Source organism: Sporolituus thermophilus DSM 23256 (assembly GCF_900102435.1).
Classification (GTDB): Bacteria; Bacillota; Negativicutes; order Sporomusales; family Thermosinaceae; genus Thermosinus; species Thermosinus thermophilus.
The window spans coordinates 190,321-214,468 of record NZ_FNBU01000001.1; the positions used below are offsets into that span (position 1 = coordinate 190,321).

Annotated in this window: 19 protein-coding genes, 1 tRNA gene, 1 pseudogene and 1 other annotated feature; of the genes and pseudogenes, 1 reads left to right on the forward strand and 20 read right to left on the reverse strand. The window is 51.7% G+C overall.

The annotated features are described in order from the left end of the window. Positions 1–23: 23 nt before the first annotated feature. The 5 genes from ilvB to BLQ99_RS14700 form a co-directional block, all read right to left on the reverse strand. On the reverse strand, positions 24–1,694 hold the full coding sequence (gene ilvB / locus BLQ99_RS00950) for a biosynthetic-type acetolactate synthase large subunit (RefSeq protein ID WP_093687227.1): 1,671 nt from the start codon (positions 1,692–1,694) through the stop codon (positions 24–26). Between the two features lie 19 nt (positions 1,695–1,713). Further along, positions 1,714–2,709 (reverse strand): ketol-acid reductoisomerase, encoded by a 996-nt coding sequence (ilvC, locus tag BLQ99_RS00955; RefSeq protein ID WP_093687229.1) that lies wholly within the window; start codon positions 2,707–2,709, stop codon positions 1,714–1,716. Between the two features lie 56 nt (positions 2,710–2,765). Then, positions 2,766–3,023 (reverse strand): ACT domain-containing protein, encoded by a 258-nt coding sequence (locus tag BLQ99_RS00960; RefSeq protein WP_093687231.1) that lies wholly within the window; start codon positions 3,021–3,023, stop codon positions 2,766–2,768. Between the two features lie 82 nt (positions 3,024–3,105). Continuing rightward, positions 3,106–3,342, reverse strand: a binding site (T-box leader). Between the two features lie 151 nt (positions 3,343–3,493). Beyond that, positions 3,494–3,784 (reverse strand): SEC-C metal-binding domain-containing protein, encoded by a 291-nt coding sequence (locus tag BLQ99_RS15385; RefSeq protein ID WP_093687233.1) that lies wholly within the window; start codon positions 3,782–3,784, stop codon positions 3,494–3,496. After that, positions 3,705–3,962, reverse strand: a complete 258-nt coding sequence (locus tag BLQ99_RS14700; protein WP_171904557.1) for a hypothetical protein — start codon at positions 3,960–3,962, stop codon at positions 3,705–3,707. The genes BLQ99_RS15385 and BLQ99_RS14700 overlap by 80 nt, the downstream gene beginning before the upstream one ends. A gap of 1,251 nt (positions 3,963–5,213) precedes the next feature. Between BLQ99_RS14700 and BLQ99_RS00970 the strand changes: the two genes are divergently transcribed. Next, positions 5,214–5,549 (forward strand): YlbF/YmcA family competence regulator, encoded by a 336-nt coding sequence (locus BLQ99_RS00970; protein WP_093687235.1) that lies wholly within the window; start codon positions 5,214–5,216, stop codon positions 5,547–5,549. A gap of 189 nt (positions 5,550–5,738) precedes the next feature. Here BLQ99_RS00970 and BLQ99_RS15350 read toward each other — a convergent pair. The 15 genes and pseudogenes from BLQ99_RS15350 to BLQ99_RS01035 form a co-directional block, all read right to left on the reverse strand. Further along, positions 5,739–5,920 (reverse strand): annotated as a pseudogene (locus BLQ99_RS15350) (CoA-transferase); the annotation flags it as partial. 101 nt (positions 5,921–6,021) lie between these two features. Further along, positions 6,022–7,338 (reverse strand): acetyl-CoA hydrolase/transferase family protein, encoded by a 1,317-nt coding sequence (locus tag BLQ99_RS00980; protein WP_093687237.1) that lies wholly within the window; start codon positions 7,336–7,338, stop codon positions 6,022–6,024. A 39-nt stretch (positions 7,339–7,377) separates the two neighbouring features. After that, complete coding sequence (locus BLQ99_RS00985; RefSeq protein ID WP_093687239.1) at positions 7,378–8,670, reverse strand: thiolase family protein; 1,293 nt, start codon at positions 8,668–8,670, stop codon at positions 7,378–7,380. An 80-nt stretch (positions 8,671–8,750) separates the two neighbouring features. Next, the gene (fabG, locus tag BLQ99_RS00990; RefSeq protein ID WP_216093611.1) at positions 8,751–9,491 is read right to left on the reverse strand and encodes a 3-oxoacyl-ACP reductase FabG; all 741 of its coding nucleotides are present in this window, start codon (positions 9,489–9,491) and stop codon (positions 8,751–8,753) included. Positions 9,492–9,668: 177 nt separating this feature from the next. After that, positions 9,669–11,066, reverse strand: a complete 1,398-nt coding sequence (locus tag BLQ99_RS00995; RefSeq protein ID WP_093687243.1) for a GntP family permease — start codon at positions 11,064–11,066, stop codon at positions 9,669–9,671. Positions 11,067–11,496: 430 nt separating this feature from the next. Beyond that, entirely contained in the window at positions 11,497–12,801 is a 1,305-nt protein-coding gene (locus BLQ99_RS01000) for a sigma-54 interaction domain-containing protein (protein WP_245690201.1), read from the reverse strand. Beyond that, a complete protein-coding gene (locus tag BLQ99_RS14855) occupies positions 12,779–13,129 on the reverse strand; it encodes a DUF3800 domain-containing protein (protein ID WP_171904558.1) in 351 nt (116 codons plus the stop codon). The genes BLQ99_RS01000 and BLQ99_RS14855 overlap by 23 nt, the downstream gene beginning before the upstream one ends. A gap of 205 nt (positions 13,130–13,334) precedes the next feature. Then, positions 13,335–13,431: transfer RNA gene (locus tag BLQ99_RS14860), tRNA-Sec, on the reverse strand. Between the two features lie 64 nt (positions 13,432–13,495). Next, positions 13,496–14,443, reverse strand: coding sequence for an EamA family transporter (locus BLQ99_RS01005; protein ID WP_245690202.1), 948 nt, complete (start codon positions 14,441–14,443; stop codon positions 13,496–13,498). A gap of 278 nt (positions 14,444–14,721) precedes the next feature. Then, a complete protein-coding gene (locus BLQ99_RS01010) occupies positions 14,722–16,410 on the reverse strand; it encodes a methyl-accepting chemotaxis protein (protein ID WP_093687247.1) in 1,689 nt (562 codons plus the stop codon). A gap of 87 nt (positions 16,411–16,497) precedes the next feature. Next, the gene (locus tag BLQ99_RS01015; protein WP_093687249.1) at positions 16,498–17,325 is read right to left on the reverse strand and encodes a nitrilase family protein; all 828 of its coding nucleotides are present in this window, start codon (positions 17,323–17,325) and stop codon (positions 16,498–16,500) included. Between the two features lie 508 nt (positions 17,326–17,833). Further along, positions 17,834–18,484 carry a response regulator gene (locus BLQ99_RS01020; protein WP_093687251.1) on the reverse strand — a complete coding sequence of 217 codons (651 nt, stop codon included), beginning with the start codon at positions 18,482–18,484 and terminating at the stop codon, positions 17,834–17,836. Then, positions 18,481–19,893 (reverse strand): sensor histidine kinase, encoded by a 1,413-nt coding sequence (locus BLQ99_RS01025; RefSeq protein WP_093687253.1) that lies wholly within the window; start codon positions 19,891–19,893, stop codon positions 18,481–18,483. Before BLQ99_RS01025 ends, BLQ99_RS01020 begins: the two co-directional genes overlap by 4 nt. Then, the gene (locus tag BLQ99_RS01030) at positions 19,890–20,816 is read right to left on the reverse strand and encodes a substrate-binding domain-containing protein (RefSeq protein WP_093687255.1); all 927 of its coding nucleotides are present in this window, start codon (positions 20,814–20,816) and stop codon (positions 19,890–19,892) included. The genes BLQ99_RS01025 and BLQ99_RS01030 overlap by 4 nt, the downstream gene beginning before the upstream one ends. A gap of 99 nt (positions 20,817–20,915) precedes the next feature. Next, the gene (locus tag BLQ99_RS01035) at positions 20,916–24,140 is read right to left on the reverse strand and encodes a molybdopterin-dependent oxidoreductase (RefSeq protein WP_093687257.1); all 3,225 of its coding nucleotides are present in this window, start codon (positions 24,138–24,140) and stop codon (positions 20,916–20,918) included. Positions 24,141–24,148: the final 8 nt, after the last annotated feature.

Below are 24,148 nucleotides of genomic sequence, written 5' to 3' on the forward strand. Positions count from 1 at the left end.
CCTCCATCTTAAAATGACCAAAACTATTCCACAAAACAGTGGATGGCCTGGCCTGGCCGCACCATCGGCAGCACCAGGCAGTCCGGATTAATATCAGCAATGATTACCGTCGGCCCGGCCCCGCCGAGCGCCTCTTGAAAAGCGGCGGCAAACTCGTCCGGTGTGCTTGCCTTATAGGCCTCAATGCCGAAGCTCCGGACAAACCCGACAAAATCAAAAGGGACCAAATTGGTTGCAGCATAGCGCTCTTGAAAGAACAGTTTTTGCCACTGCCGCACCATGCCCAAAGCCTGGTTATTTAAAATCACGCAAATCAGCGGCAGCTTCTCATTTACGGCGGTATAGAGCTCCATGCCGGTCATCTTAAAGCCACCGTCGCCAGCAATTAGGATGACGCGGCTGCCGGGGCAGGCCACCTGCGCGCCAAGCGCTGCCGGCAGGCCAAACCCCATCGTCCCCAACCCACCAGAAGTGATCCAACTGCGCGAACTGTCAATTTTTAGATGCTGCGCCGCCCACATTTGATGTTGGCCCACGTCGGTTACCCAAACTACCTGTTGCCCGGCCGCAGCCTTGGCCATATGCCGCATCAGCCAGGCAGGGTCGATCTGGCCCGGGCACATTTTGCGGCTTGTTACCGCGTGCCGCCACTGGGCGATCTTTTCCCACCAGGGCGCTAAGTCAGCGCGCGCTGCCCGCGCCAGCGCCGCCAATATTTGCTTTAGTGAAGCGCGTACATTGCCGATGAGGGCAATCTCCGTTTCCATGTTTTTGCCGGGTTCGGCAGCGTCAACATCCAAATGGATAATGGTTTTGCCGGAAGAATAATTGGCCGGATCGCCGGTAACACGGTCGTTAAAGCGGGTACCAACGGCTAAGACCACATCGGCATAGTGCACCGTCAGGTTAGCTGCCTTATGCCCATGCATCCCGGTCAACCCGAGAAACTGGCGGTGGTCGGCAGGGAAGGCCCCCAGCCCCATTAACGTACTGACAACAGGAATGCCTGTTTGTTCGGCAAGCGCCATAACTTCACGCTCCGCCGCCCCTGTTTTTACCCCGCCGCCGATTACCAGAACCGGCCGCTCGGCGGTGGCAAGCGCTTTAGCCGCGGCGCTCACCACATGGTCAGGCACACTGTCCTGCTCTTTGTGCGGCTCAATCCCAAGAGGACGGTCAGGGCAGTAATCCGTTTCGGCAAGCAAAACGTCCCGCGGCACATCGATCAGCACCGGCCCCGGCCGCCCACTGGTGGCGATCGCGAAGGCCTTGTCGATCGTTGCCGCCAGTTGATTCACATTTTTGACCAGAAAGTTATGTTTCGTTATCGGCATGGTAATACCGATGACGTCGATCTCCTGAAAAGCGTCCCGGCCAATGAGGTTGGTCGCAACCTGCCCGGTAATGGCGACAACCGGCGAAGAATCCATGTAAGCGGTGGCCAAGCCTGTTACTAAGTTGGTTGCGCCAGGGCCCGAGGTAGCGATACATACGCCCACCCGCCCCGACGACCGGGCATAGCCGTCGGCGGCGTGAGCGGCGCCTTGTTCGTGCACCGTTAAAATATGGCGTATCGGGGCATCGTACAGGGCGTCATATAAAGGCATGATCGCACCGCCGGGATAGCCAAATACCGTATCAACGCCCTGCCGCAAAAGACTTTCGACAATAATTCTGCTGCCCGTCAACTTCATAAAATCAATCCCCTGTCAACTATTCCTTTTTCAGCCACGGCATCATAGCCCTAAGTTCTTTCCCTACCGTCTCAACCGGATGGGCCGCTTTTTGCCGGCGCAAAGCAGTAAAGACCGGACGATTGGCCTTGTTTTCCAAAATCCAGTTTTTCGCAAAAGTGCCGTCCTGAATTTCCGCCAGGATCTTGCGCATCTCGGCCCGGGTCGCTTCCGTAATAATCCGCTTTCCGGTCATGTAGTCCCCATACTCGGCGGTATCACTGATCGAGTGGCGCATGGCCGCTAACCCGCCTTCATACATCAGGTCAACAATGAGCTTCAGTTCATGGAGACATTCAAAATATGCCGACTCGGGCTGGTAACCGGCCTCGGTCAATATTTCAAAACCGGCGCAGACCAGTTCGGCCAGACCCCCGCAGAGAACGGCCTGCTCCCCGAACAAGTCCGTTTCTGTTTCTTCCTTAAAGGTGGTAAGTAGCACCCCGGCGCGCGTGCCGCCTATGCCCCGGGCATAAGCCAAGGCGAGGTCCTGCGCCATGCCGGTGCTGTCCTGGTAAACCGCCATAAGACACGGTACGCCCTTGCCTTCGGTAAAGACGCGACGCACCAAGTGGCCGGGTCCTTTCGGGGCGACCATAAATACATCGATGTCGGTCGACGGAATGATCTGGTTATAGTGAATATTGAAGCCATGGGCAAACGCCAAAGCCGCTCCGGGTCTGATATAAGGCGCTACATGTTCGGTATAAACGGCTGCCTGTTTTTCGTCGGGCAGCAGCATCATGACAATATCGGCCTGAGCTACCGCGTCCCTGACCGTGGCAACGGCCAACCCGTCGCTTAGCGCCTTGTTCCAGGACTTGCTTCCTTCGTACAGGCCGACAGTGACCTTAACGCCGCTGTCATGCAGGTTCAGCGCATGGGCATGCCCTTGGCTTCCGTAACCAATAATGGCCACATGCTTATCTTTGATAATGTCCCAATTGGCATCATGGTCATAATAAAGTTTTTTCATTATAATTCCTCCCTAAGTTCTCATTTTTATATATTTATTAAAACTTTATTGATGAGTTAGTTGACTTGGACGCTGTTGTTATCTTCCCAGACATCCACGCTTACCACGTCAAACAGTTTCGCGACTTGACTCATCAGCAGGCGGGGCGTTTTCTGAATACCGGAAATAACGGCCGTGACCCGAATATGCCCTTGCTCCTCGGTTGGCCCTGATGAAAGACTTTCAATCACATAGCCTTTCCGATACAGAAGTCCTGTCAGCCGCACCAGCGAATCATCCTGCCGCGCAAGTAGGATAGAAACCTTGTGTTTCATTAAAACCCCCTCCTCATTAATCCTTATTAAAATAAAATCTTAAAATAAAACCGCCCCTGCCGCGCGGCATGACACCACTCGCGGCAGGGGCGGAAATTTCCGCGGTACCACCCTGCTTTTTACTTTTTGCACCGGCCAATCACCGGCTACCCCGGTAACGTGGGGCTAACGCCTTAGCTTACTGATATTCGCCATGACGAACATTTTCAGCCAGGAGTTCATGGGTGACGTAGAAGCATCGCGCCGCTCCGGTTTGCACCATCCACCGGCTCTCTGCAGCGGACTCAGTAATGCTTCTGATCCCAATCATCACTTTTACCAGCATATAGCGTTGTAAAACAAAAACTCTGCCGAAAGTCCACTTTAAAAAATAAAGCGAGAACTTTCCGCAGAGTTTTTTATCCTCACGGTGTAGCGCACCATTGCGCCCGGCATCGCTCGGTCCAGACCCATTTATTTATGGCGGAACCCTAGATGCCCTTCTGCCTTGGCAGTATTACGTTATCCATCGCGATTGTGTATACATTATACCAGCAAAGCCAGTCATTTTGCAAGAGGTTTTTTACAAAAATGTCGTTTGCGAATAGATAGCTGTCTTCGCCGTCTGCAACATTTTTTAACTTTTCCCCGCTGCCGCATGGACAGGGGACATTGCGGCTATTTTGCGCTTGGGTCCTACAGCTATTTGGCTTTAAGTTGGTCAATCTGCTTTTGCAAATGTTCAAATTGTTTTTGAATCTCGTCTTTTTGTTTCTTCTCATCCTGTTTCAGTTCTTGGGCTGCTTTTATGGCCGCAATAGTAACCATTATCGTTCCAATAGCAATAATCACACTACCGATTGCATTTAACTCGTCCGCACCTATATCATCAGACAAGGCGACAGCAATAAGCGTCATAACCAACGTCAGCTCATTGGGGTCGGCATTTATTATCGACATGCCCTTCACCTCGAGATTATTGCTAACCACATGCTCACACAGCAGACCGGAACAGGCTATTGAAACCAAATCCCCAATACGCTACAAATCTCTCCAATATCTACCGACTGTTTGATATTTCTTCTACAGCCCAGATGAGTTTTGGATCGGCATTAAAGAAACAATTTATGCCAGTTAAGTACCGTGGTAGACTGTAGTCATTCCTACAATTGGCTTTTGATTTAAAATATATTGATAGGGAAAATAATTTATACACCATAAAGAGAAAATGGGCCGAACCTAGAAGGCTCACGGCTGCTAAGGAAAACTTCAGCGTCTGGCAAGCCGTAAGACGGCTCAGGCACATGGGGAACAAGCCAAATAACATCCGCCGCTGCAGAGCACAAGGTACCCTGAAATACCCTAAAACCCAATCCCACTCACATCGCAAGAGTATTTAACAAAATATACCATAAAATCCACCATGCACTAAACAATAAATCGACATAACATCTAGCGATTGTTTTGCATACAATATAACAGGAATCCCACCAAAAAAACATTATTGGAGGTATATTAATGCGATCCCATATGCGAGATTGTGAGTGCATGGACGATTATGATTGTATGCCCGAGTATGATTGTATGCCTGAGTGCGAATGTATGCCCGAGCATTATTGTATGCCCAATTGTGATCATATGCCTAAATGTCAGAGACGGTATATCGGAACCTATACTACAAAATACAGAGTATATGAGACGCGCCGTTGCGAAGTTTGTAAGGTGTGTTCTTGCTGCGGCCATGAATATGACTACCGACGTTATATGGCATGTCCAAGATGCGGTGCGCCATCGGACACAGCATACATGGACGATGAACCAAGGGGCAACCCGGATGGCAACCCGGATGGGTTCGGCAGGTTCGGTAGATTTGGCAGATTCGGTAGGTTTGGTAGATTCCGCAGATTCCCAAGGTTTAGGTTTTTCCCCTTTTTCCCGTTCTTCCCATTCTTTCCCTTCTTCCCGTTTCGGCGGTTCTAAACATAATTGTATATAGCTCTCACTTGGCCTGATGCCAAAAGCTCTCCTGCTTGTATTACCCCTGCCAAGTGATAGCAGTAATAAGATTTCAATATTATATAATTTGTTGAAAAAGGCGGGATGTCTCCTGCCTTTTCCGTTAAACAGTATATTTCGCCCGAATCATATTTCACCGTACCCGAATATACTGAAAGGAGTGCTATTTAATCTGCTAACGAGGTGAAAATCACCATGCTTGAAAATAAAGCGAAAGAAATCGTAGAGGAATTAAAAAAAACCAATGAATTTAAGGCGCTGAAACAAGCCAAAGACACCCTTGAAAGAAACAGCCAACTGAAGAGACGTGTTGAGCAATTCTCCCTTGACCATGCTAAGGCGTACCAACGGACCGACGGCGGAGGAAAATTTCCGATAGAAGAGTTGGAGCGAAGATTTAATGAGTTGATGCAAGTACCAGAGATTGCTGCTTATTTTAAGGCGGGGCAAAAATTTGACAATGTGGTAATGAAGCTACATGAGCTTATCGACGAGTTGCTCGAGCAAGCGCTGGCAGGAAGTAACAGATAGTAAGGTGTTCGAAAGAACTAATGAAGAGGAGCTCAAGCGCGGCAATTAGGCCACTCCCGGGGCAGTACAACACTGGATATTTATACTCACGCCACAAAGTCGATGCAACTAAAGTCATAAACACAATGGAAAATATCCTTGAACGGATAAAGAAAAATTCCGTCCAATAAAGGACGGACTCTAATTCAAGGTCACTTCGAATACGCACAGATTGGTCACAATAAGATTCACAACATTTTTCCCAGTTAGCGGGAGAGTACATTTTTCAATATCTTGGGTGCCCCATCTTTGCAGGTGTGCTCCATAGCAATAATTACTTTCCTAGCCCCCGACACAAGTTTCATCGTCCTGCCCATTCCAGTCACCATTCGCCGGTACGCACAATAATAAGGGTTATTATTTTGGGGGAGACATCAAAACTACAACGTCTCCCCCCTTCCGTTTAAATGTTCATGATAATCTCTTTATGCCTTTAGATCTGTGGTAGAGAAACTCCGAACAAAGACTTATACTCTTCTCGTAGCTGGTCGCGAAAATTAGGATGCGCAATTGAGATGAGCGCTGCCGCTCTTTCTTCGTTGGTCTTGCAGAATAGATCTGCGACACCATACTCAGTTACGACGTAATGAACGTCGTTTCTGGTAGTAGTAACAGGTGTTCCCGCCTTTAACTGACAGCTTATCCGGGAAATTTTACCATTTTGGGCCGTCGATTGCAGTGCAATAATAGAACGTCCATTTTTTGACGCTGCAGCCCCTCTTATAAAGTCGAGCTGACCACCGATCCCACTAAATTGTTTAGGCCCTATCGACTCAGCTGCTACTTGCCCCAACAGGTCGATTTCCAGAGCCGAGTTTATCGCCACCATATTGTCGTTCTGGCTTATTACAAATGGATTGTTAACGTAATCTACCGGATAAAGCAGGAAAAAAGGGTTATTGTCCACGTAATCGTATATTTTCCGGGTTCCGTACACGAAAGTGGCGACAGCCTTATTCGGATGGAGGGTTTTCTTTTTGCCGTTCACAACACCGGAGTCTATGAGTTCCATTATACCGTCTGATACCACTTCTGAATGGATCCCGAGATCATTTTTGTCCTTTAGGTAGGACATGATTGCATCCGGCAACGTTCCTGCACCTATTTGCAACGTGTCTCCGTCTCGGATCAACGAAGCGACGTTCTTCCCGATTTGCTCTAACACCGGATTGGGTTTGGCAAATCGAGTAAGTTCCAAAAGCGGACCATTGCCCTCCACAATGCAGTCCAGCTCGGAAACATGGACAAATGTGTCGCCGTGAGTCCGCGGCATATTTGGGTTAACCTCGGCTATCACTATCTTTGCACTCTCGATAAGCTGTTTAGAGTAATCAACCGAAACGCCTAGGCTGCAATATCCATGGACATCCGGCGGCGACACCATCGTAATGAAAACGTCGACTGGGATCCGCTTTTCCCTGAAAGCTCTAGGGAATCTGTGAAACATAAGGCTCGTGAAATGACCCCGGTTTTCCCAAATTGCCTCGCGTGTTCCAGGACTGGCAAACGCTGTATTCACGATGAAATGGCCTTGCATCTCCGGACGGTAGTAAGGTGCATCGTTGTTTATTGTCACTCCTTGCCAGATTTCAACATTTCGCAGCTCCGGCGCTCTTTTCATTAAGGCGTCAATTAACAGTCTAGACTCGCTTGCGGCGTGGCCCGGAACTATCCTGTCGCCAGACTTTATAAGTTTGACGGCTTCATCCGCAGTCGTGAGACGTTTTTTATAAATTTCCTGCCAGCTCATAATCATGCTCCTCCCCTGTCGCTAATTACTTACATTTAATCAAACCCGGATGATGCAGGCGTCGCCCTGGGTGAGACCCCCACATATGGCACAGGCAGCCAACCCCCCGCCGCGCCGCCTCAATTCCGCTGCCGCCGTCATCATAATCCGGGCACCGCTGGCGGTGTTTGCGTGGCCAACGGCAATCGCACCGCCATTAACGTTCAGCTTCCCGAGCAGCTGTTTATATCGGGATTCACTGAAAGTGTGCAGTGGGTAGTCATCAATTTTAGTCAGCGTTTCCTTGTAATCTTCCTCAAGAAAGTCTGTACAGGATAACAGTTTGGCGGATACGAGCGGCACACAGGCAAATGCCTCATTAATTTCGAATACGTCAATCTCATCGATAGAAATATCTAATTCGTTCAGGCATTTTTTGATGGCCAACGCCGGGGCGACCGGGAGCAGATTTGCGTTAGCCGCGATCGAACACATGCCAACGATCGTATATAACGGCTCCAATCCCAGTCGCTCGGCGGTTCGACGATCCATAACGATCTGCGCGGCTGCCCCGTCGTTCATTCCGGGAGCGTTGCCGGCCGTAATGGTGGGATTGCCGAAAATGGTCGGAAGTTTCTCCAAATCAGCCAAATTCACATTGGGGCGATATTGTTCGTCGATATCCAACCGGACAACTTCCGCAGTTTTCCCTTTCTTCACCGTAACATCAATCGGCACCATCTCCGTCCGGAAAAAACCACTGACATAAGCCCTGCCATATTTCTGATGACTATTGTAGGCGAATTCATCCTGCTGTGCCCGTGAGACGTTGTATTGGACCGCGACATTGCCCGAATCAACCGCTACCGGCGCAAAATCTTTGTACCCAAGCGGGAAAAGTGGATCCTCTAAAGAATACCCACCGATTCTATGCCCACTCCAGCGCAAATTGCGCGCCAGAAAAGGAACCGTACTAAAACTTGTTGCTCCTCCCGTAAGGACAACATGGGCCTCGCCGCTTCTTATCCTGCTGATTGCATAATAGACTGCCGACATTCCGGAAACACAAGCCTTGTCAAAAGTAATCGACGGCGTGGAAGCAGGCAGCCCGGCTTTTATTAACGATTGTCGCGCCACGACCGGTGTGTAAGGATCTTTACAGTTTGTGGTATCGCCACATCCCCACCACACCTCGTCGATCACATCGGGACTTAAACCTACTCGTTCTATTGCTTCCTTCATGACGATGGAACCTAAATCATAAATATCGATGTCTTTCATCAGGCCCCCAAATTTGCCGAAAGGCGTTCGAACCGCACTTACGACAACAATTTCTTCTCCGTTGTATTTCATGTTGTTCTCCCCTCCCCGAGATACTCCATCTCATAGCCGGATCAACCGTATTTTTTCATCGATGCCGATATCGTCGTTTCCTATATGATCATAAATCCGCCGCACACCGGCAATTCCACGCCGGTTATGAAGCTTGCTTCATCGGACGCCAAGAAACACACAGCGTTGGCAACATCCTCCGGCTGTCCCATGCGGGCTAACGGCATCGTTTCGAGCCACCCATCCTTTATCTTCTGCGGTACAGCCTTCAGCATATCGGTTTCGATTACTCCAGGCTCGATCGCGTTGACCGTAATGTTGTACCTTCCCAACTCTTTCGCCAGCGTCTTCGTCATGCCAATTACTCCGGCTTTCGTTGCTGAGTAATTTGCCTGGCCGATATTGCCGTATGCGGAAGTAGAAGAAATATTGATGATCCGACCCCGTTTTCTCTCGCGCATTTGTGGAACCACTGCCCTTGTCACAAGGAAGATCCCGGTCAGGTTAACGTCGATGACCTTCTGCCACTGCTCCAGAGACATTTTGTGAAACATGGCGTCGCTTGTTATTCCCGCATTATTTACCAAAATGTCCACTTGCCCGTAGTTCGCGATAACTTTCGCCATCGCTTGATCAACCGATTCCTTATTACTGACATCGCAGAAAACCGCCATACTTCTTTCACCGGCTGGATCAATTGCCCGTGCGGATTGAATCGCTGTCGCTTCGTCGATATCGACAATTGCGACACGACAGCCCTCCACGAACAATTTCCGGGCTATGGCGGCTCCGATTCCCCTTCCCGCACCAGTAATAACAGCTACTTCACCTTGAAATCGCATAACCATTCCTCCTATTTATCTCTATAATGCGTTTCTTCCCAATCCCTGCCGCTACAGCCGGGCAACAACCGCAAAACTGTACCCTGGACTGTCTATGCGCTCGATGCCCCGGCTTGCACGGCAGACTTTGCCTTAGCACCAGGTCGTTGCAGGGTCTTTTCTGGTGCATCGCCATCTTTACACGATGCCTGTTGCCAGATGGATCCCGATGACCGCGAATGCAGCAATGGTTTTTATCACGACAATGGCAAAGATATCCGGATAAGCTTGCTTATGAGTTAAGCCACAAATCGCCAGAAGAGTAATAATTACGCCATTGTGGGGCATACTGTCCAAGCCGCCTGATGCCATCGAAGCCACCCTGTGAAGAACTTCCGGAGACATGCCGATCGAATTTGCCCAGGCCAGCCAGTCCTTAGCCATAATGTCGAGAGCGATCGACATACCGCCTGAAGCCGACCCGGTAATGGCGGCCAGAGTAGTGATCGTAACACCTTCGGACACTAGCGGTGTCCCTCCGATGTGAATCCCCAGCAGAGCATTGGCAATCGATTTGAACCCGGGCAAACTAGCTATGACGTTGCCGTATCCTACCTCCGAAGCGACATTCATGATCGCTAAAAGAGAACCGATAGTACCGGCGTTCAAGGCTTTTGCCACCCCCCCTGCCGGCAGATTCCGGAATCCGATGGCGACAGCCAGAATAATTCCGATGACTACGGAGATAATCAGAGCCCAAATGGCGGCAATATTCTTAACAGAGGATACCATTAACGGCAATTTCATCGCTGTGAACGGGGCCAGAATATTCGGATTCCAGGTGAACACATTGCTCATGATGTAATTGACGACCAGTACCGCCAAAAGCGGCAAGAGAGCTAGTTTCCAGTCCGGCAGATCCTTCACGTCGATGTCTGTAGGCTCGTTGATAAGATTTTCTCCATAACCTTCCCCGCGGGCCTTGGCCGTTTTGCGGCGCCACTCAAGGTAGTACGTGCCGCCGAGGAAAATCATTATCCCGCCGATAATGCCGAGTATTGGAGCGGCGTAGACATTTGTGCCAAAGAAAGTTGTTGGGATAATGTTTTGGATCTGAGGTGTACCGGGGAACGCGTCCATAGTATATGTGCAGCCACCGAGCACGATAGTAGCTGGAATAAGGCGCTTGGGAATGCCGGCCTCCTTAAACATTGCCGCAGCAAAGGGGTAGATGGCAAATACGACGACAAACAAGCTTACACCGCCATAGGTTAAGACAGTGCCGGCAAGAATTACGGACAAGATGCTACGTTCTTTGCCGACGGCTTGGAGGATCTTATAAGCGATGGCTTTGGCTAACCCAGTGTCTTCCATGACTTTACCGAACACAGCGCCTAGCATGAATATTGGGAAGAATGATTTGATGTAAACAACCGCCTTGGCCATAAACAATTCCGTATACGCAGGCATTGGCGATAGGCCCTGACTGATAGCGGCCAACAGCGCAAAAACCGGTGCAAATAAAATAACGGAATAGCCCCTATAGGCGAAAAACATCAATAAAAACAAGCTGACTAGTATTCCTAGCACTTCCATGAAATTAAAGTCCCTCCTTACCTCCATTCTTTAGTTTCGAATCTAATAAAGCCGAGGGAAATAAACCGGGAGTGCACGGATCTTGCCCCCGAGAAGACAAATCGGCTTGTTGCCCTCAACTCCTCCTTTCCTATATATCTAAATATTGAACCGGTTCGAAATACTATTATTGCAAATACCATGCCATAACTGTGCAAGAGAAGAATTGCGGTTTCCGCCGAGGACCCAAAGGCTAGTCAGGCTAGTAATTCCCTAGTTCGCGTCTCGCTCAATTCGGACCATAATCTCAATTAGCAACATGTAAGTATATAATGACATACGTTTGTTTAACGCTATCATCTGAGGCGGATGCGTCTTGTGAAATCAAATAAAAAGAGACAGTGTAAGCATTCACTTACACTGTCTCTTTTTACTGACATCTATACTTTGGTTACAATATGCCAAGACGGCGCATTTTTTGATACAGAAGAGGACGGGCAATATTCAGAAGCTCGGCCGCCTTCTTTTTGTTTCCTTGTGTGGTTCGCAAAGCGGCCAAAATAACTTCCTTCTCGGCAGAAGCTTTCGCGTCTTTTATGCTTTGACCTTGGATTATATGACTTCTGCCGAGAATTTTCGGGAGCAGCCATTCAAAGTGTTTCGTCTCCAGGGTATTACTGTTACACAAGTTGATAGCTCTTTCCACGGCGTGTTCCAGCTCCCGGATATTGCCCGGCCAGTCATATTTCATAAGCAGGTCCACTACCTCGGGAAGTACCTTTATCTCCCCCAACCCTGCCTGAGCCCCGAATTTTTCCACAAACTTTTCTACTAACAGAGGTATATCCGATCGTCTTTCCCTTAGCGGCGGTACTCTGATCGGAATAACATTTAGCCGATAGAACAAATCCGCCCGGAAGGCATTTCTCTTTACCATATCCTCAAGATTGTCATTAGTCGCAGCAACAATTCTTACGTCTATCGGAATTGGGCCTGAGCCCCCGACACGTTCTATTTCCTTTTCCTGCAGTACACGTAGCAACTTAGCCTGGGCTGACATTGACAATTGACTTATCTCGTCAAGAAACAGGGTCCCTTTATCGGCTTGCTCGAATTTGCCCTTTTTGCCAGACTTTCGCGCCCCGGTAAAAGCGCCTTCCTCGTAACCGAACAACTCTGACTCAACCAGTTCCTTGGGGATAGCGGCGCAATTCAACTTGACAAATGGATAGTGAGCCCGACGACTTTCCTGATGTAAGGCATGGGCCACTAATTCTTTGCCTGTCCCCGTTTCCCCCTGAATCAATACCGTAGCGTTTGTGGACGCCGCTTTGAGGATCGCAGCGCGCAACGCCTCGCATGCTTTACTAGAACCGACTATATCAGTCAGCGAATACTTGGCTCCAGAGTACTTTTTCGCTTTTTCCTTATAGTAATGAAGCTGGTCTTGAAGTTCCTTGATTGATTCAATAAACATTTCAGGCATATCAAAGACTTGAAAAGACATAGCCCCGATCAAAACTCCGTCTTTCACCAATGGGAAACGGTTACAGATCAACGGTTTTCCCTGATGGTAAAAAACGTCTCCCAGAATGGGTTTGCCCGTTTCGACTACAATGGGAAGTTTGCTGTCAGGTATGACATCCTTGACATACCGCCCTATAACCGCCTTAGGATCGAAACCTCTCGATCTGGCGTATTTTTCCTCGACAAAGACGATCCTCGATAAGTGGTCAACGACAACTAAACCCCACATCTGAGAAAACACTTGCTTTAATATCTCGCTGTGCTTTGCCAACCCAGATTACCTCCTTGCAGAACATATAACGTTCCCCTACGTTAAGAGAGGTAGCAGATTTAGCCCTTAACCGCCCTCGCTTCGTCTCGATATAAACTTGAATCACTTCGATAAAGAATCGCCCCCCAGAGTGTATTTGGCAAGTAAAAAATGCATAAAATGGCAGCCAAAAAGTGCACAGGGCACTGGCCAATTCATGCACTACCAGACCCGCCAACACATAATATCTAGTAGGCGAATCAACAATACCAGTATCACCACTTTCATCGACGTAAAGAAAATACATTAATCCGCCCCCTTGTTTATGGAAAAGTGCTTTTGTATAAAAGGTACATCCCTGCTATAAATAATTCCTACTAGTAAATTCATTATATTGTTAAAAATTTTCGTTTTAATCTTTTCACGGTAAAATTCACGGCAACATTACATAAAAACATATATAACTTAAAAAGGCTTCTCAGGCACAAGCCCTGAGAAGCCCTAATTTTTTCTGGCGGGAGCGTGTAGGAATCGAACCCACCCATCGGCGGTTAAGCCGACGCAAACGGTTTTGAAGACCGCAGGAGCCACCAGGCCCCATCCGCTCCCATTTAGCACAGAATATAGTATACCACTATTCCCACAAAAAAACCATGGGAAAATGTGTAAATTGCTATCGTTTCGTACCGGGACTGGCCACGAGCCGCGCGTCGTCCACAGCCGCCCGCTTCTGTTCCTGGCGGAAGCGGTCCCGGAAAATACCGAAAACGCTCACAATTACCATGGCGGCGCCGGCAAGCGTCCAGGACGTAATGGGCTCAGCCAGCAGCCAGGCGCCTAAAAACAAGGCCAGTACCGGGTTGACATAGGCGTAAGTCATAGCGATGTTTATTGGCAGCAGGCGCAGGGAATACACGAATGAAGTGAATGCGACCACCGAGCCGAAAATAACCAGATAGGACCACGCCGCCCACGCGCTGATCGTTGGCTGCGGGACAGGCTCCTGCAAAAGCAGGGCCAGCAGAAAAAAACCTACGCTGGAAATAAGGTGCTGATAAGCGGCGGCAACTGGTGCTGACAGGTTAACAGGATGGCGCGTTTGGTACACCGAGCCCGCGGCCCAGCTGACGGCGGCCAGCGTTAAGGCGATACCGGCCGAAAGCTCGGCCGCGTTGCCGCTCATAATAGCCGGCGCCATGAGGACGCCAATCCCGGCAAAACCAAGCAGGAGCGAAACAATAAGCAGCAGCGACGGCAGCCGCCGGACCCGGACGGAGTTAAGAAATGCCACCCAAATAGGCGACGAAGATACCATTAGGCAGGCAAAACCGGAATTAGCCGATTGCTCGGCCCAGGTTACCAGGCCGTTGCCGCCCACCCACAGCAGCACGCCCGCTATGGCCGTCCGGATAAATTCGTCCTTGGTCATTTTCAAGCGGTGACCGCCTATGGCAGCAAGCGCCAGCAGGATAAGGCCGGCCAGCACCATCCGCGTTCCTCCCATCAAAAAGGGCGGAAAACCGCTGCCGGGCGCCACTGCGACGCGAATGGCGAGATAGGTGCTGCTCCACACCACATATACGACCAACAGGTGCATGAGCCCTTTTGTTGACAGCGCCATGCGACCTCCTCCTTTGCCGAGGTCTTCTGTAAAAAGAGATATGTACCCATTATAGCACAACTGTTGTGTTAACGGGGGATAAAATTACACGAAAACTACCACAAAATTATAAATCGCGGGCTGTTCTTAGCCGCACTAATTAAATAAACCGCAGAGGACACGGCGCAAAAGGGATTACCCCGGCGCGATGAACATCGCGTCTGGCGCGTCCTCGGCGGTTAGTATTCAGGAAAGTTGTTAATGGAAAGAGGAAAGTAAAGAAAAATTTACATGTAAATTTAAAGTTTAAAATTGCGGATTGCCGCCTGCAGTTCCTCAGCCATCCGGGCAAGGGCCTGGCTGGACGCTGCAATCTCCTGCATCGAGGCCGACTGTTCTTCGGCGGCAGCCGATATCGTCTGCGTATGGGCCGCCGTTTCGTCGGCCACCTGTTTAACGCCGCCGACAGCGCTAACCACTTCGCTGCTGGAAGCGGCCAACTCTTCAGCCGCAGCGCTGATTTCCTGGATCTGCTGATTTAAAGACTGTACCAAGGCCACTATATGGCGGAACCGCTCGCCGGTAGCGGTAAGCGTTTGGGAACCTTTGGCTACCTCCGCCGTCCCTTGGCTCATCACCTGGACGACCGTGTCTGTTTCGGCCTGAATTTCCTTAATAATACCGGCAATCTTTTGCGCCGCCTCCTGCGACTGTTCCGCCAGTTTGCGCACTTCCTCGGCCACGACGGCAAAACCGCGCCCCTGCTCTCCCGCCCGGGCGGCTTCGATGGCGGCATTGAGCGCGAGTAGGTTCGTTTGGCCGGCAATACCGCTGATGACGTTAACAATTTCCCCAATTTGTTTGGAACTGGCGCCTAGTTTTTGCACCACCTGCGCCGACTGGCTTACCGCCCGACTTATCACTTCCATTTGGGCGGTGGCCTCGGTCATGGCCTCACTGCCTGTCGCCGCCGCTTTCGCCGTTTCTTCCGATTTAGCGGAGACTTCGGTCGCATTGGCGGCAATGTGGCCGATGGCCGCAGCCATCTGGTCCACCACGGCAACAGCCTGGTTGACGGCTTCCGTCTGACGGAGGGCGCCGGCGGCAACGCCGCTAACCGTTTCGGCCACCTGGCCGGCAGCAACGGCGGACTGTTCGGCACTGGCCGTCAGTTGTTCGCTGGACGCGGCAACCTGCTCGCTGGCCCGGGCCACCTGCCCAACGAGTTGTCGCAAGTTAGTGGCCATGGTCCCAAAGGCCTCGACCAGCTCGCCGATTTCATCCCGGCCGTTATATGCAAATTCATGTTTCTGTAAATCACCGTCAGCAATTTGCTTGGCGCCGTTCGCCACCACGACCAGCGGGCGGGAGATGCGGCGCGCCAGCCAAAGCGCCGCCCCAAGGGCCAAAGCGAAAATAGTTGCGTCAAGGATAAGAATCGTCCGTTCTAGGCGATTTACCACTTCCTGGTTCTGCTGCTTGCGCAGTTCCATTCGTTCGCTCAAAAACTGCACGAAGTCAGCAACCTGCTGCTCGGCATAGTCAATTTTAGAACTGCCGGCTTTCATATAGTCCACGGCCGCTGCCATTCCCTGGGTACGCCGGGCTTGGATGGCAGCATCGGGAATTTTATGGTATTCATGCAGGGCGGCGTTAAGATCATGAAACTTTTGCCGTCCCTCAGGCGTGGTGAGCTTCTTTTCCAGACTGGCCAGCACCTTAGCCATCTGTTCGCGCGAGGCATTATAACGAGCAACATATCGGTCGTCGCCAGTAAGAATATAGGCGCGGACCTCAGCTGCTTGATTTTGCAGTTCGACGTTGACGTCCTTGACCTCGAACACGAGCGGGGCGCTGCGGTTTATCAGCCCTTCATAGCCTGCTTCAATAGCCTTAATCTGGTAAAATGTATAAATATTTAAACCAGTGAAAGCCAAAACAATAATAATACACGCTCCTAAGATTTGTTTGCCGATAGTTAGCCTCATTGCCTCATTACCTCCGACCAAAGCATATTGGTAACAAGTTTCGCCAGCACTCGCCAAAAATCCTGCGGTTTTCCATAAATTATCCATTCACTCATAGAGTTCCGGCCGCCGCGACGGAGCATAAAACCGGCGGCACATCCCCTGGGGCGTAGACCGCACATTCACGACCAGGCTAAGGTCGATATCGTCGACGATCATGGCCGGCCGGCCCGAAAAGTCTTCGGCCACCACCTGGCCGGCCGGGTCAACCAAGAGCAGCCCGCCGGGATATTCTACCCCCTGGCCGTTGTCCCCTACCATGTTCGTGGCCAAAACATAAACACAGTTATCGTAGGCGCGGGCCCGGAGCGAGATATGCCAGCTGTCCCGCCGCTCGGCCGGCGTAAGGCGTGGTGTGGCGTGAGGACAAAGGATAATCTCGGCGCCGCGCAGCGCCAGCGTCTGGGTAATCTCCGGATAATGTTGCTCCAGGCAAAGTTGAAACCCTACCCGGACCTCAGGCAGCGAAAAGACGGGCAGGCAGTCGCCGGCCGCGTAATATTTTCTTTCCCGTTCGCCCAGATGGCTCTTGTAATACAGGTGCACCTGGCCGGTCGGCGTCCACAGGCCATGGGCCAGATAGGGCGGTTTAGCCGGATTTTCCTGCCAGACCAGGCCGACAGCCAAGGTCAGACAATAGCGCCGGGCAAGCTGAGCCACCGCGTCAAGTTCATGCGCACCAGGACTTAGCGCGGTCGGCGGCGCGCCCCCCGTGGCGTAGCCGGTAAGGCTGAGCTCAGGAAAAAGCAGCAGCTTCACCCCAGCCCGGGCCGCTTTACCGGCCCAATTATTAATGACGGCTAAATTAGCGGCCAGATTATTGACTTCGGCCGGACAAGACACCGCCCCGATCCTTATCTTCATTTCTCGCGTCATTCGCAGCACCTCGGATTTGACAGTGGTAAGGAGAAAAGGCGAAAGGGGAAAGGGGAAATGGAAATTGGAGAACGGCAAAGAGGAAACGAAAAAATGGAGATAAAATGGAAATTAATTCGGCAAAAAAGGGATTGACTTACCTCTTCGTCAGTGCTATATTAAAAATAAAATAAATAGTCAGGCAACGAAGCCTTCGCGCAGCTCTCATGCGCGGAGGCTTTTTGTCTTTTGAGCATCTTGGAAAGTGGCAAGCGGAAAGTGGAAAGTAATGGTATTAATTAATCCTGGGGTTAAGTCGCCAAGTTATTGGTAACTATATCGTTATAAAGCAAAGGAGGCGAAGACCATGCCGAAACTCTCCGTCCCTGACGCTATCGAAGAACTATATGCTGAATGGCTGTTCTCGCTGCAGTTTTCCCCCGACTACATGCCGGACTGATATGTCGCACTTCTCCATCCCTTGATAACGGCGCCGCGCTCTTTTTAAGCGCTTCGGCGCCGTTTTGCTTTAATTTTTCTTGTTTAACAGCCCGTTGTCCAAGGCAAACTTCACCAAATCCGACCGTTTTTTGCAGTTAAGCTTTTCCATAATGCGATATTTATATGTCTCAACGGTCTTGACGCTGATGACCAGTTGTTCGGCTATTTCCCGATTGGCATAACCGGCGGCAATGAGGGAAAGCACCTTTTTCTCCTGGTCGCTTAGCGGCTTACGCAGGTCGCCGGCCCGTGGCCGTTCCGTGAGCTCCGCCACAACCGCTTTCGTTATGCTGGGCTGGATATACATTTCCCCTGAATACACGGCCCGAACGGCCTGATAGAGAACATCATCGGCCGCCTTTTTCAAGACATAGCCCATTGCCCCCAGCGCAAAGCCCTCTTTAACGTACCGGGCGTCCTCGTGCATCGTAAGGAGAATTACTCTTAGGTCCGGCTGATTGGCCAAGAGCGCTTTAAGGCACTCCAGGCCGCTCATCCCCGGCATCGATATATCCAGCAGGACGACGTCGGGCCGCATTTTTTGCGCCATTGCTATCCCGCCGCTTCCGTCCGCCGCTTCCCCCACCACTTCGATATCTTCCTGGGCGGACAGCATCAGCCTGAGTCCTGAGCGCATCAAGGTATGGTCGTCAACGATCAATACTTTTATTTTTTTCATACCGGTCTGCCCTCCATAAAAGGAATACGCAAAAACAGGGTCGTCCCCCTTCCCGGCGTAGATTCGATCGTAAGCGCGCCGCCAACCAGCGTGGCCCGTTCCTGCATGCCGAACAGCCCTAACTGCGTTCCGGCAACGCTTTGCTGCAAAATGGCGTCGGCGTCAAAACCAACCCCGTCGTCTTCAACAATAACTTCCAGGCCGCGCCGGTCGCAAGTCATGATAATACATACATTGTCCGCCTTGGCGTATTTGGCGATATTGGTAAGCGCTTCCTGCACAATGCGGTAAACCGTGACTTCAATTTCGTGCACTAGCCGCTTTTCGCACTGCCATTGGATATGAAGGTCGGTATCGATGCCATAATTATGGCGAAAGTCATTGACATATTTTTCGACGGCCGGAATTAAGCCCATATCATCGAGGATGCTTGGCCTAAGTTCGATTGCCATGCGGTGAACGGCATCGATCGTCTTTTTTACCGCCAGCCGCATCTCTTCCAGGCGGCACCCCCGCTCACTTTCCGGACAGGTAGCCGCCAGGCATTTTAGCCCCATCATCAGCGACGCAAGCGTTTGGCCGGTTTCGTCATGGAGCTCCCTTGCTATGCGCTTTCGCTCCTCTTCCTGGGCCACGATGACTTTTTGCAAAAGATGGGTCCTGGCTTCTTCTTTTTGTTTGAGTTCATCCATTGTTTGCTGCAAATAATCAGCCATCGCATTAAAAGCGACCGCCAATTTGCCGACTTCGTCGTCCGATGTGGCCTTGGCCCGCTGCGTCAGGTCGCCGCGGGTAATCGCGCTGGTTACATGAACGAGCTCTTGGATCGGTTTTACCAGCCGCCTGGTCAGGAACATCGTCGCCATGATACCGATTAACACGGCGATAACCATATCAAGCATAATTTGGCGAATAGTCCGGTTAAGCACATTTTGCAGGCTGGCATCATTTAAACCGACATGCACGATGCCTAACCGCCCTTCCAGGATGGGGACGGCGATATCTCTTACCAACCCCTCTTCCGTGGCAAGTTCTACGATTTTATATTGTTCATTACTTGCCAGGGTATTGGCCTGGAGCAGGCCTTTGGGAAAACCGGCAGGGAAGGAATGTGCCAATAATTCGCCTTGGTTATTAACCACAAATACATACCGGACATCGTCATTCGTCCGCTGGGTATCCTTCACCAGTTCATGCAGATCATAGTAATTATTAACAAGGATTAAATTCGCCGCCCGCAAGGCTAAAGTATTGGCAATGGAAATGCCGCGCTTTTCCTGCTGCTCTTTAAATAGGTCGTTCATCATGAATCTGGTCTGAACAATGCTTGTGGCGCCTAACAGAATAAGCACGACGGTTAAGGCCAGCATCATTTTTACAAAAAAGCCTGTTCTTTTTATTATCCTCATAGTTTATTCCGCACCATCAGCCATATCGATTTTAGCTCGACGTAGGTCGCTTCGTCCGGCTGAACAAACCGGTCATACCCAAGGCTTTTTAGCGCCGCTTTCCCCGCTTTATCTTCATGCATGGCCAACAATAACGCACGGAGCCGGTTTTTCAACCGTTCATCGGTGTGAGGCCCCGCCACCACCGGCGGATTGCCGACCAAAGGCGACCGGTCGATTACCTTAACCCGCTGGGCAAGCTCTTGATTTTGCAGGGCGGCCCGGTCGTAGACCATGGAGTCAACGGCAGCGGCTTCTACGATCCCGTCCGCGACGGCCCTGATAGAATTGTCATGACTATAGGTATAAAACGTCCGGCTGAAAAAGTTATCGCTGTCAAAGCCCCGGGATACCAGCATATACACCGGGGCAATCCGGCCGGAAAATGACATGGGATCGGTAAACGCAAAAGTTTTCCCCTGTAAAGCAAAGATATTGCGCGCCGCGTTCTCAGCCTGCACGATAATATAGGATTGGTAGGTATTGCGGCCGTTTACTTCCGGTTGCGCCAGTATCTCCATACCAAACATTTGGCTGCCGGCCACATAGCCGCCGCTGCATACGAAAGCCACGTCGGCACCGCCGTTTTGCAGAAGATCGTTGACTTCCCGGTAGGTACGCCGCTGCAGCAGCACGACCGGATAGCCAAGTTGTCCGGACAGATAGTCGAGCAGCGGCTGGTATACCGTCAGCGTCTCTTTGGGCGATAGGATAGACGATACCGCTACCCGGAGAACCGGCCCTTCAACTATTTGTTTATTTTTTATCGTTACCGCCGGGTCAGGGTCACCGAGCCGCACGGTCACGGCCGGCTGCGTCGCCGCGCACCCGGTTGCCAGTACCGGCAGAAGTGCTATCCAAATTGCCATGAGCACCTTCCGCATTGTCCCGCCCCCTTATCCCCATTATCGCAGCAATTGGCGCCAAGAAGCAATAAGAAAAATGCAGGGGACGGCCGGAGCCGTCCCCTGCTGGCAAAAACCTTAAACTTTAACCAGTTTCACCTTGGTATCATAGACAACGACTGAAGCCCCGACCATGTCTTCCAAGCTCGTATTCTTGAGCACCGGGTCCACCCGCATGGCGACATTGGCATGAATGCCCGTACCCCGGCGGGGATCGCCTTTGATGACCGTACCGTCAATGGTAATATCGCCGGCGCCATAGGCCCAGTGGCCGCTACCCAGGGAGAAGTTAATACAGCCCGGACGGATACCCTCAATTACCCGCACCTTGCCGGTCATCGGCCTGGTGCCGAGAGGGCCCAGCTTCCAGACGCCGTCCGGGTTGGTCGGCGACACTATTTTTACGGTGTCGCCGGTCTTAAGGCCAAGGCGCTGCGCGTCGACCGGATTTATGTCCACGCTGTTTTCCGGGCTTAGCGCCTGCAGCCAATAACACACCGCCGTGCGGGACTTGGTATGCTGAATAACCCGGCCGGTCAAAAGCCGCAGGTCAAACCCGTCTTTTTCGTCGTTAATCGGCTTGCCGGTACAGTCGGTAATATCGGGTATATACAACGGCAATCCGGAGAAATTCTTGCCGTTCATGGCGTTCTTGGTAGTCGCCGTCTTCTCGCAATACATATTGATATATTTGCCGTATTTGTTCTTAACTTTGTCGCCGTCCCACGCCGCGCTCCAGTCGTCAAACCGGCCGCCGCGGTTGAGGAGATAAATTACTTTGCGCCAGTACGCTTCACCGCAGGCCGCTTTCCAGCGGTCGGCGTCAAAAACCGACTTGGGCAGGTGTTTACGCGCTTCCATGAACACCCGGACTTCCTCGTCGTCGGCGTCCGGCACCGGCTTGCCGTCAGTCGCCAGGTTAGCCACCTGTTTTAAATATAAATGATCAGCATGGGTAAGCGGCTTGCCCGCGCCAAAGCCGTCCGGGCCAAACCCGGGCAGGCCAAGCTTTTCGGCGATGCCCAGCACCAGGGCCTCCAGGCTGAGCGGCATCTCCTGGCCAAAGACCTTGACCGTCTCCGTCAGCGGTTTGGCCGCCGGCTGGCGGATCGGCCCGACCTTAAACGGCACGCTGGGGTGCGAGCCTTGGAACTCCCACCGTTCAAGATAGGTGAGGTCCGGGAAGATATAGTCGGCATACAGCGACGTCTCGCCCACGGTTATATCGCTGGCAATAAACAACGGCAGCTTGTTGACGTCCTGCAGAACGTCGATAATCCCCTGGGTGGCCGACAAGGAATACACCGGCGAGCCCATATACAGGATCAGGGCTTTTACCTGGTAGGGGTACATATCCCCGGCAGACGGCAGGACTTCCTGGTAAATGTCGCTGGCCAGCGGGAACCACGGCCGTTTGGCCGGATAGCCGTTAAAAATAGTGCTATCCTCGTATTTTACGCCGTGGCGGATGATGGACGTCCCGAACTGGGGCAGCTTTTTCGGATGGCTGCCGATATTGAAGGCTTGACCGGGTTTATCGCCCTTGTGGCTGAAGGTGGAAACTTTGATAAAGGAATAGTCGTAATTGCCGATGAGCAGGTTTAACACGTTCCAGGCCTGGACATTGTAGTAACCGCTGGTATGCTGGGAAACGCCGCGGTGGATGTCGACTACCGCCTGTTTGCCGTAGCTGGTGAACTCGCGCGCCAGGTCGGCAATATCCGCCGCCTGGACACCAGCCTCTTGGGCCCACTCTTCCAGACTGCGGGCGGCGGCCTCTTCGTACAGCATTTGAAGCACGGACTTCAGCTTAATACCGCTAATTTCGGTATCGACCAGCAAGTCACCGTATACCGGCGTAGTCTCGTCGTTGGGATCGACTTCGACCGGCTGGCCGTCCTTGATAACGACAAACTTTTCGTTAACGTACGTTTTGCCGTCTTTTTCCTTTACTTCCGGCGTAAATCCCAGCTCATGCGCCCGCACAAACACGGTCGGCCGGCCGTCGACGATTTTCAGCAGCCAGCAGGCATTGGTCCAGGTCGGCTCGCCGGCGGCCTTAGCCGCTGCCTTGTTGGCGCAAGCCAGGTATTTGGCGTCATAGCGTTTGTTTTCAATGATTGTGCGAATCATGCCCATGGCGATCGCCGCATCCCGTCCCGGCATCACCGGCACCCACTTCCACGCTTTCGAGGCAACTTTGCGGTAGACCGGGTCAATGACCGCGTACTTAAGCCGTCCGGTATCCAGTCCCTTGGTGACCTTCTGCGCCCTGAGCGGCGGCCCGTAGTTACCCTCGAACAGGTTGGCCCCGACAAAGATCACAAACCTGGCGCGCTCCAGTTCGGCCTGCCAGTAGAACTTGTCGCCGCCTGTCCAGGTCATGGCGTTTTTCTTGGGGTCATAGGTCCACTGCTCGCTCATGGCTTTGCCGGTAAAATACAGCGATCCCTGGCAGACGGTAGTATGGCCGTGCGCATTGATCGAGCCGAACGAATCCAGCGTAAACCGTTTAATAAGGTCGCCCCGGCCGTCCTTAAGCCGTCCCCACCAAAAGACAAACTGGTTATTCTTGGGGCCCAGGTCGGGATGGTTGGGATCGATCAGCACCTGGAGCGCGTCTTTGAATTTGGCCTGGAACTCTTTGACCAGCCCCTGCTTTTTGGCCTTGTCTTTCTCCGCCAGGATCTTATCAACAAAGTCGGCCATTTCTTTGGCCAGCTTGGGATCACGCAGCGCCCACAGGTCTTTTAACCCTTCGACCTGGCGGTTTTCTTCGCCCGGCACTTTGGCAAACAATTTACCGCCGTTGACAATTTCGTCAATCGCCTGGTCAAAAGGAATGGTTACCCATTTGTTTTCGCCCCGCTTGCCGGCCCGCTTGAGCACTTTGCGGATGCGATAGGGATCATAGTAGATCTGGATGCCGGCCTGGCCCTTGGGACAGATGGCCCCGTCCACCGTTTCGGCCGTGCGGACACCGGTCGTCATCGGCAGGTGGGGATTGAGCGTCCAGGGTGAATACGGGTTGCCATCGATCTTGACCAAAACGCCGTCCAGGAACTTGGCCTTGATGCCGCAGCCGGTGTTGCAGTTCAGGCAATTGGTATAAATGGTATTTTCCGCCCGGTTGAGGATGTACTCGTCCTCCGGGGTGAGCGCATCGGCCCGGGCCCTTTCAAACAAGCCGGCCAGGTCAGCGTCAGCGGCCAGCAGGGCCGCACAGCCGGCAGCGCTGCCGAGAATAAACCCACGGCGGCTGGTCTTTGTCTCACATATTTTTTGCAAAATGTCCTTAGCCATCCTTTCTC

Excerpts from the sequence above, each read along its gene's own strand:
- ilvB (WP_093687227.1), bottom strand. The coding sequence starts at position 1,694 with ATGAAGTTGACGGGCAGCAGAATTATTGTCGAAAGTCTTTTGCGGCAG.
- ilvC (WP_093687229.1), bottom strand. The coding sequence starts at position 2,709 with ATGAAAAAACTTTATTATGACCATGATGCCAATTGGGACATTATCAAA.
- BLQ99_RS00960 (WP_093687231.1), bottom strand. The coding sequence starts at position 3,023 with ATGAAACACAAGGTTTCTATCCTACTTGCGCGGCAGGATGATTCGCTG.
- BLQ99_RS15385 (WP_093687233.1), bottom strand. The coding sequence starts at position 3,784 with ATGAGAAGAAACAAAAAGACGAGATTCAAAAACAATTTGAACATTTGC.
- BLQ99_RS14700 (WP_171904557.1), bottom strand. The coding sequence starts at position 3,962 with ATGTCGATAATAAATGCCGACCCCAATGAGCTGACGTTGGTTATGACG.
- BLQ99_RS00970 (WP_093687235.1), top strand. The coding sequence starts at position 5,214 with ATGCTTGAAAATAAAGCGAAAGAAATCGTAGAGGAATTAAAAAAAACC.
- BLQ99_RS00980 (WP_093687237.1), bottom strand. The coding sequence starts at position 7,338 with ATGAGCTGGCAGGAAATTTATAAAAAACGTCTCACGACTGCGGATGAA.
- BLQ99_RS00985 (WP_093687239.1), bottom strand. The coding sequence starts at position 8,670 with ATGAAATACAACGGAGAAGAAATTGTTGTCGTAAGTGCGGTTCGAACG.
- fabG (WP_216093611.1), bottom strand. The coding sequence starts at position 9,491 with ATGCGATTTCAAGGTGAAGTAGCTGTTATTACTGGTGCGGGAAGGGGA.
- BLQ99_RS00995 (WP_093687243.1), bottom strand. The coding sequence starts at position 11,066 with ATGGAAGTGCTAGGAATACTAGTCAGCTTGTTTTTATTGATGTTTTTC.
- BLQ99_RS01000 (WP_245690201.1), bottom strand. The coding sequence starts at position 12,801 with ATGTGGGGTTTAGTTGTCGTTGACCACTTATCGAGGATCGTCTTTGTC.
- BLQ99_RS14855 (WP_171904558.1), bottom strand. The coding sequence starts at position 13,129 with ATGTATTTTCTTTACGTCGATGAAAGTGGTGATACTGGTATTGTTGAT.
- BLQ99_RS01005 (WP_245690202.1), bottom strand. The coding sequence starts at position 14,443 with ATGGCGCTGTCAACAAAAGGGCTCATGCACCTGTTGGTCGTATATGTG.
- BLQ99_RS01010 (WP_093687247.1), bottom strand. The coding sequence starts at position 16,410 with ATGAGGCTAACTATCGGCAAACAAATCTTAGGAGCGTGTATTATTATT.
- BLQ99_RS01015 (WP_093687249.1), bottom strand. The coding sequence starts at position 17,325 with ATGACGCGAGAAATGAAGATAAGGATCGGGGCGGTGTCTTGTCCGGCC.
- BLQ99_RS01020 (WP_093687251.1), bottom strand. The coding sequence starts at position 18,484 with ATGAAAAAAATAAAAGTATTGATCGTTGACGACCATACCTTGATGCGC.
- BLQ99_RS01025 (WP_093687253.1), bottom strand. The coding sequence starts at position 19,893 with ATGAGGATAATAAAAAGAACAGGCTTTTTTGTAAAAATGATGCTGGCC.
- BLQ99_RS01030 (WP_093687255.1), bottom strand. The coding sequence starts at position 20,816 with ATGCGGAAGGTGCTCATGGCAATTTGGATAGCACTTCTGCCGGTACTG.
- BLQ99_RS01035 (WP_093687257.1), bottom strand. The coding sequence starts at position 24,140 with ATGGCTAAGGACATTTTGCAAAAAATATGTGAGACAAAGACCAGCCGC.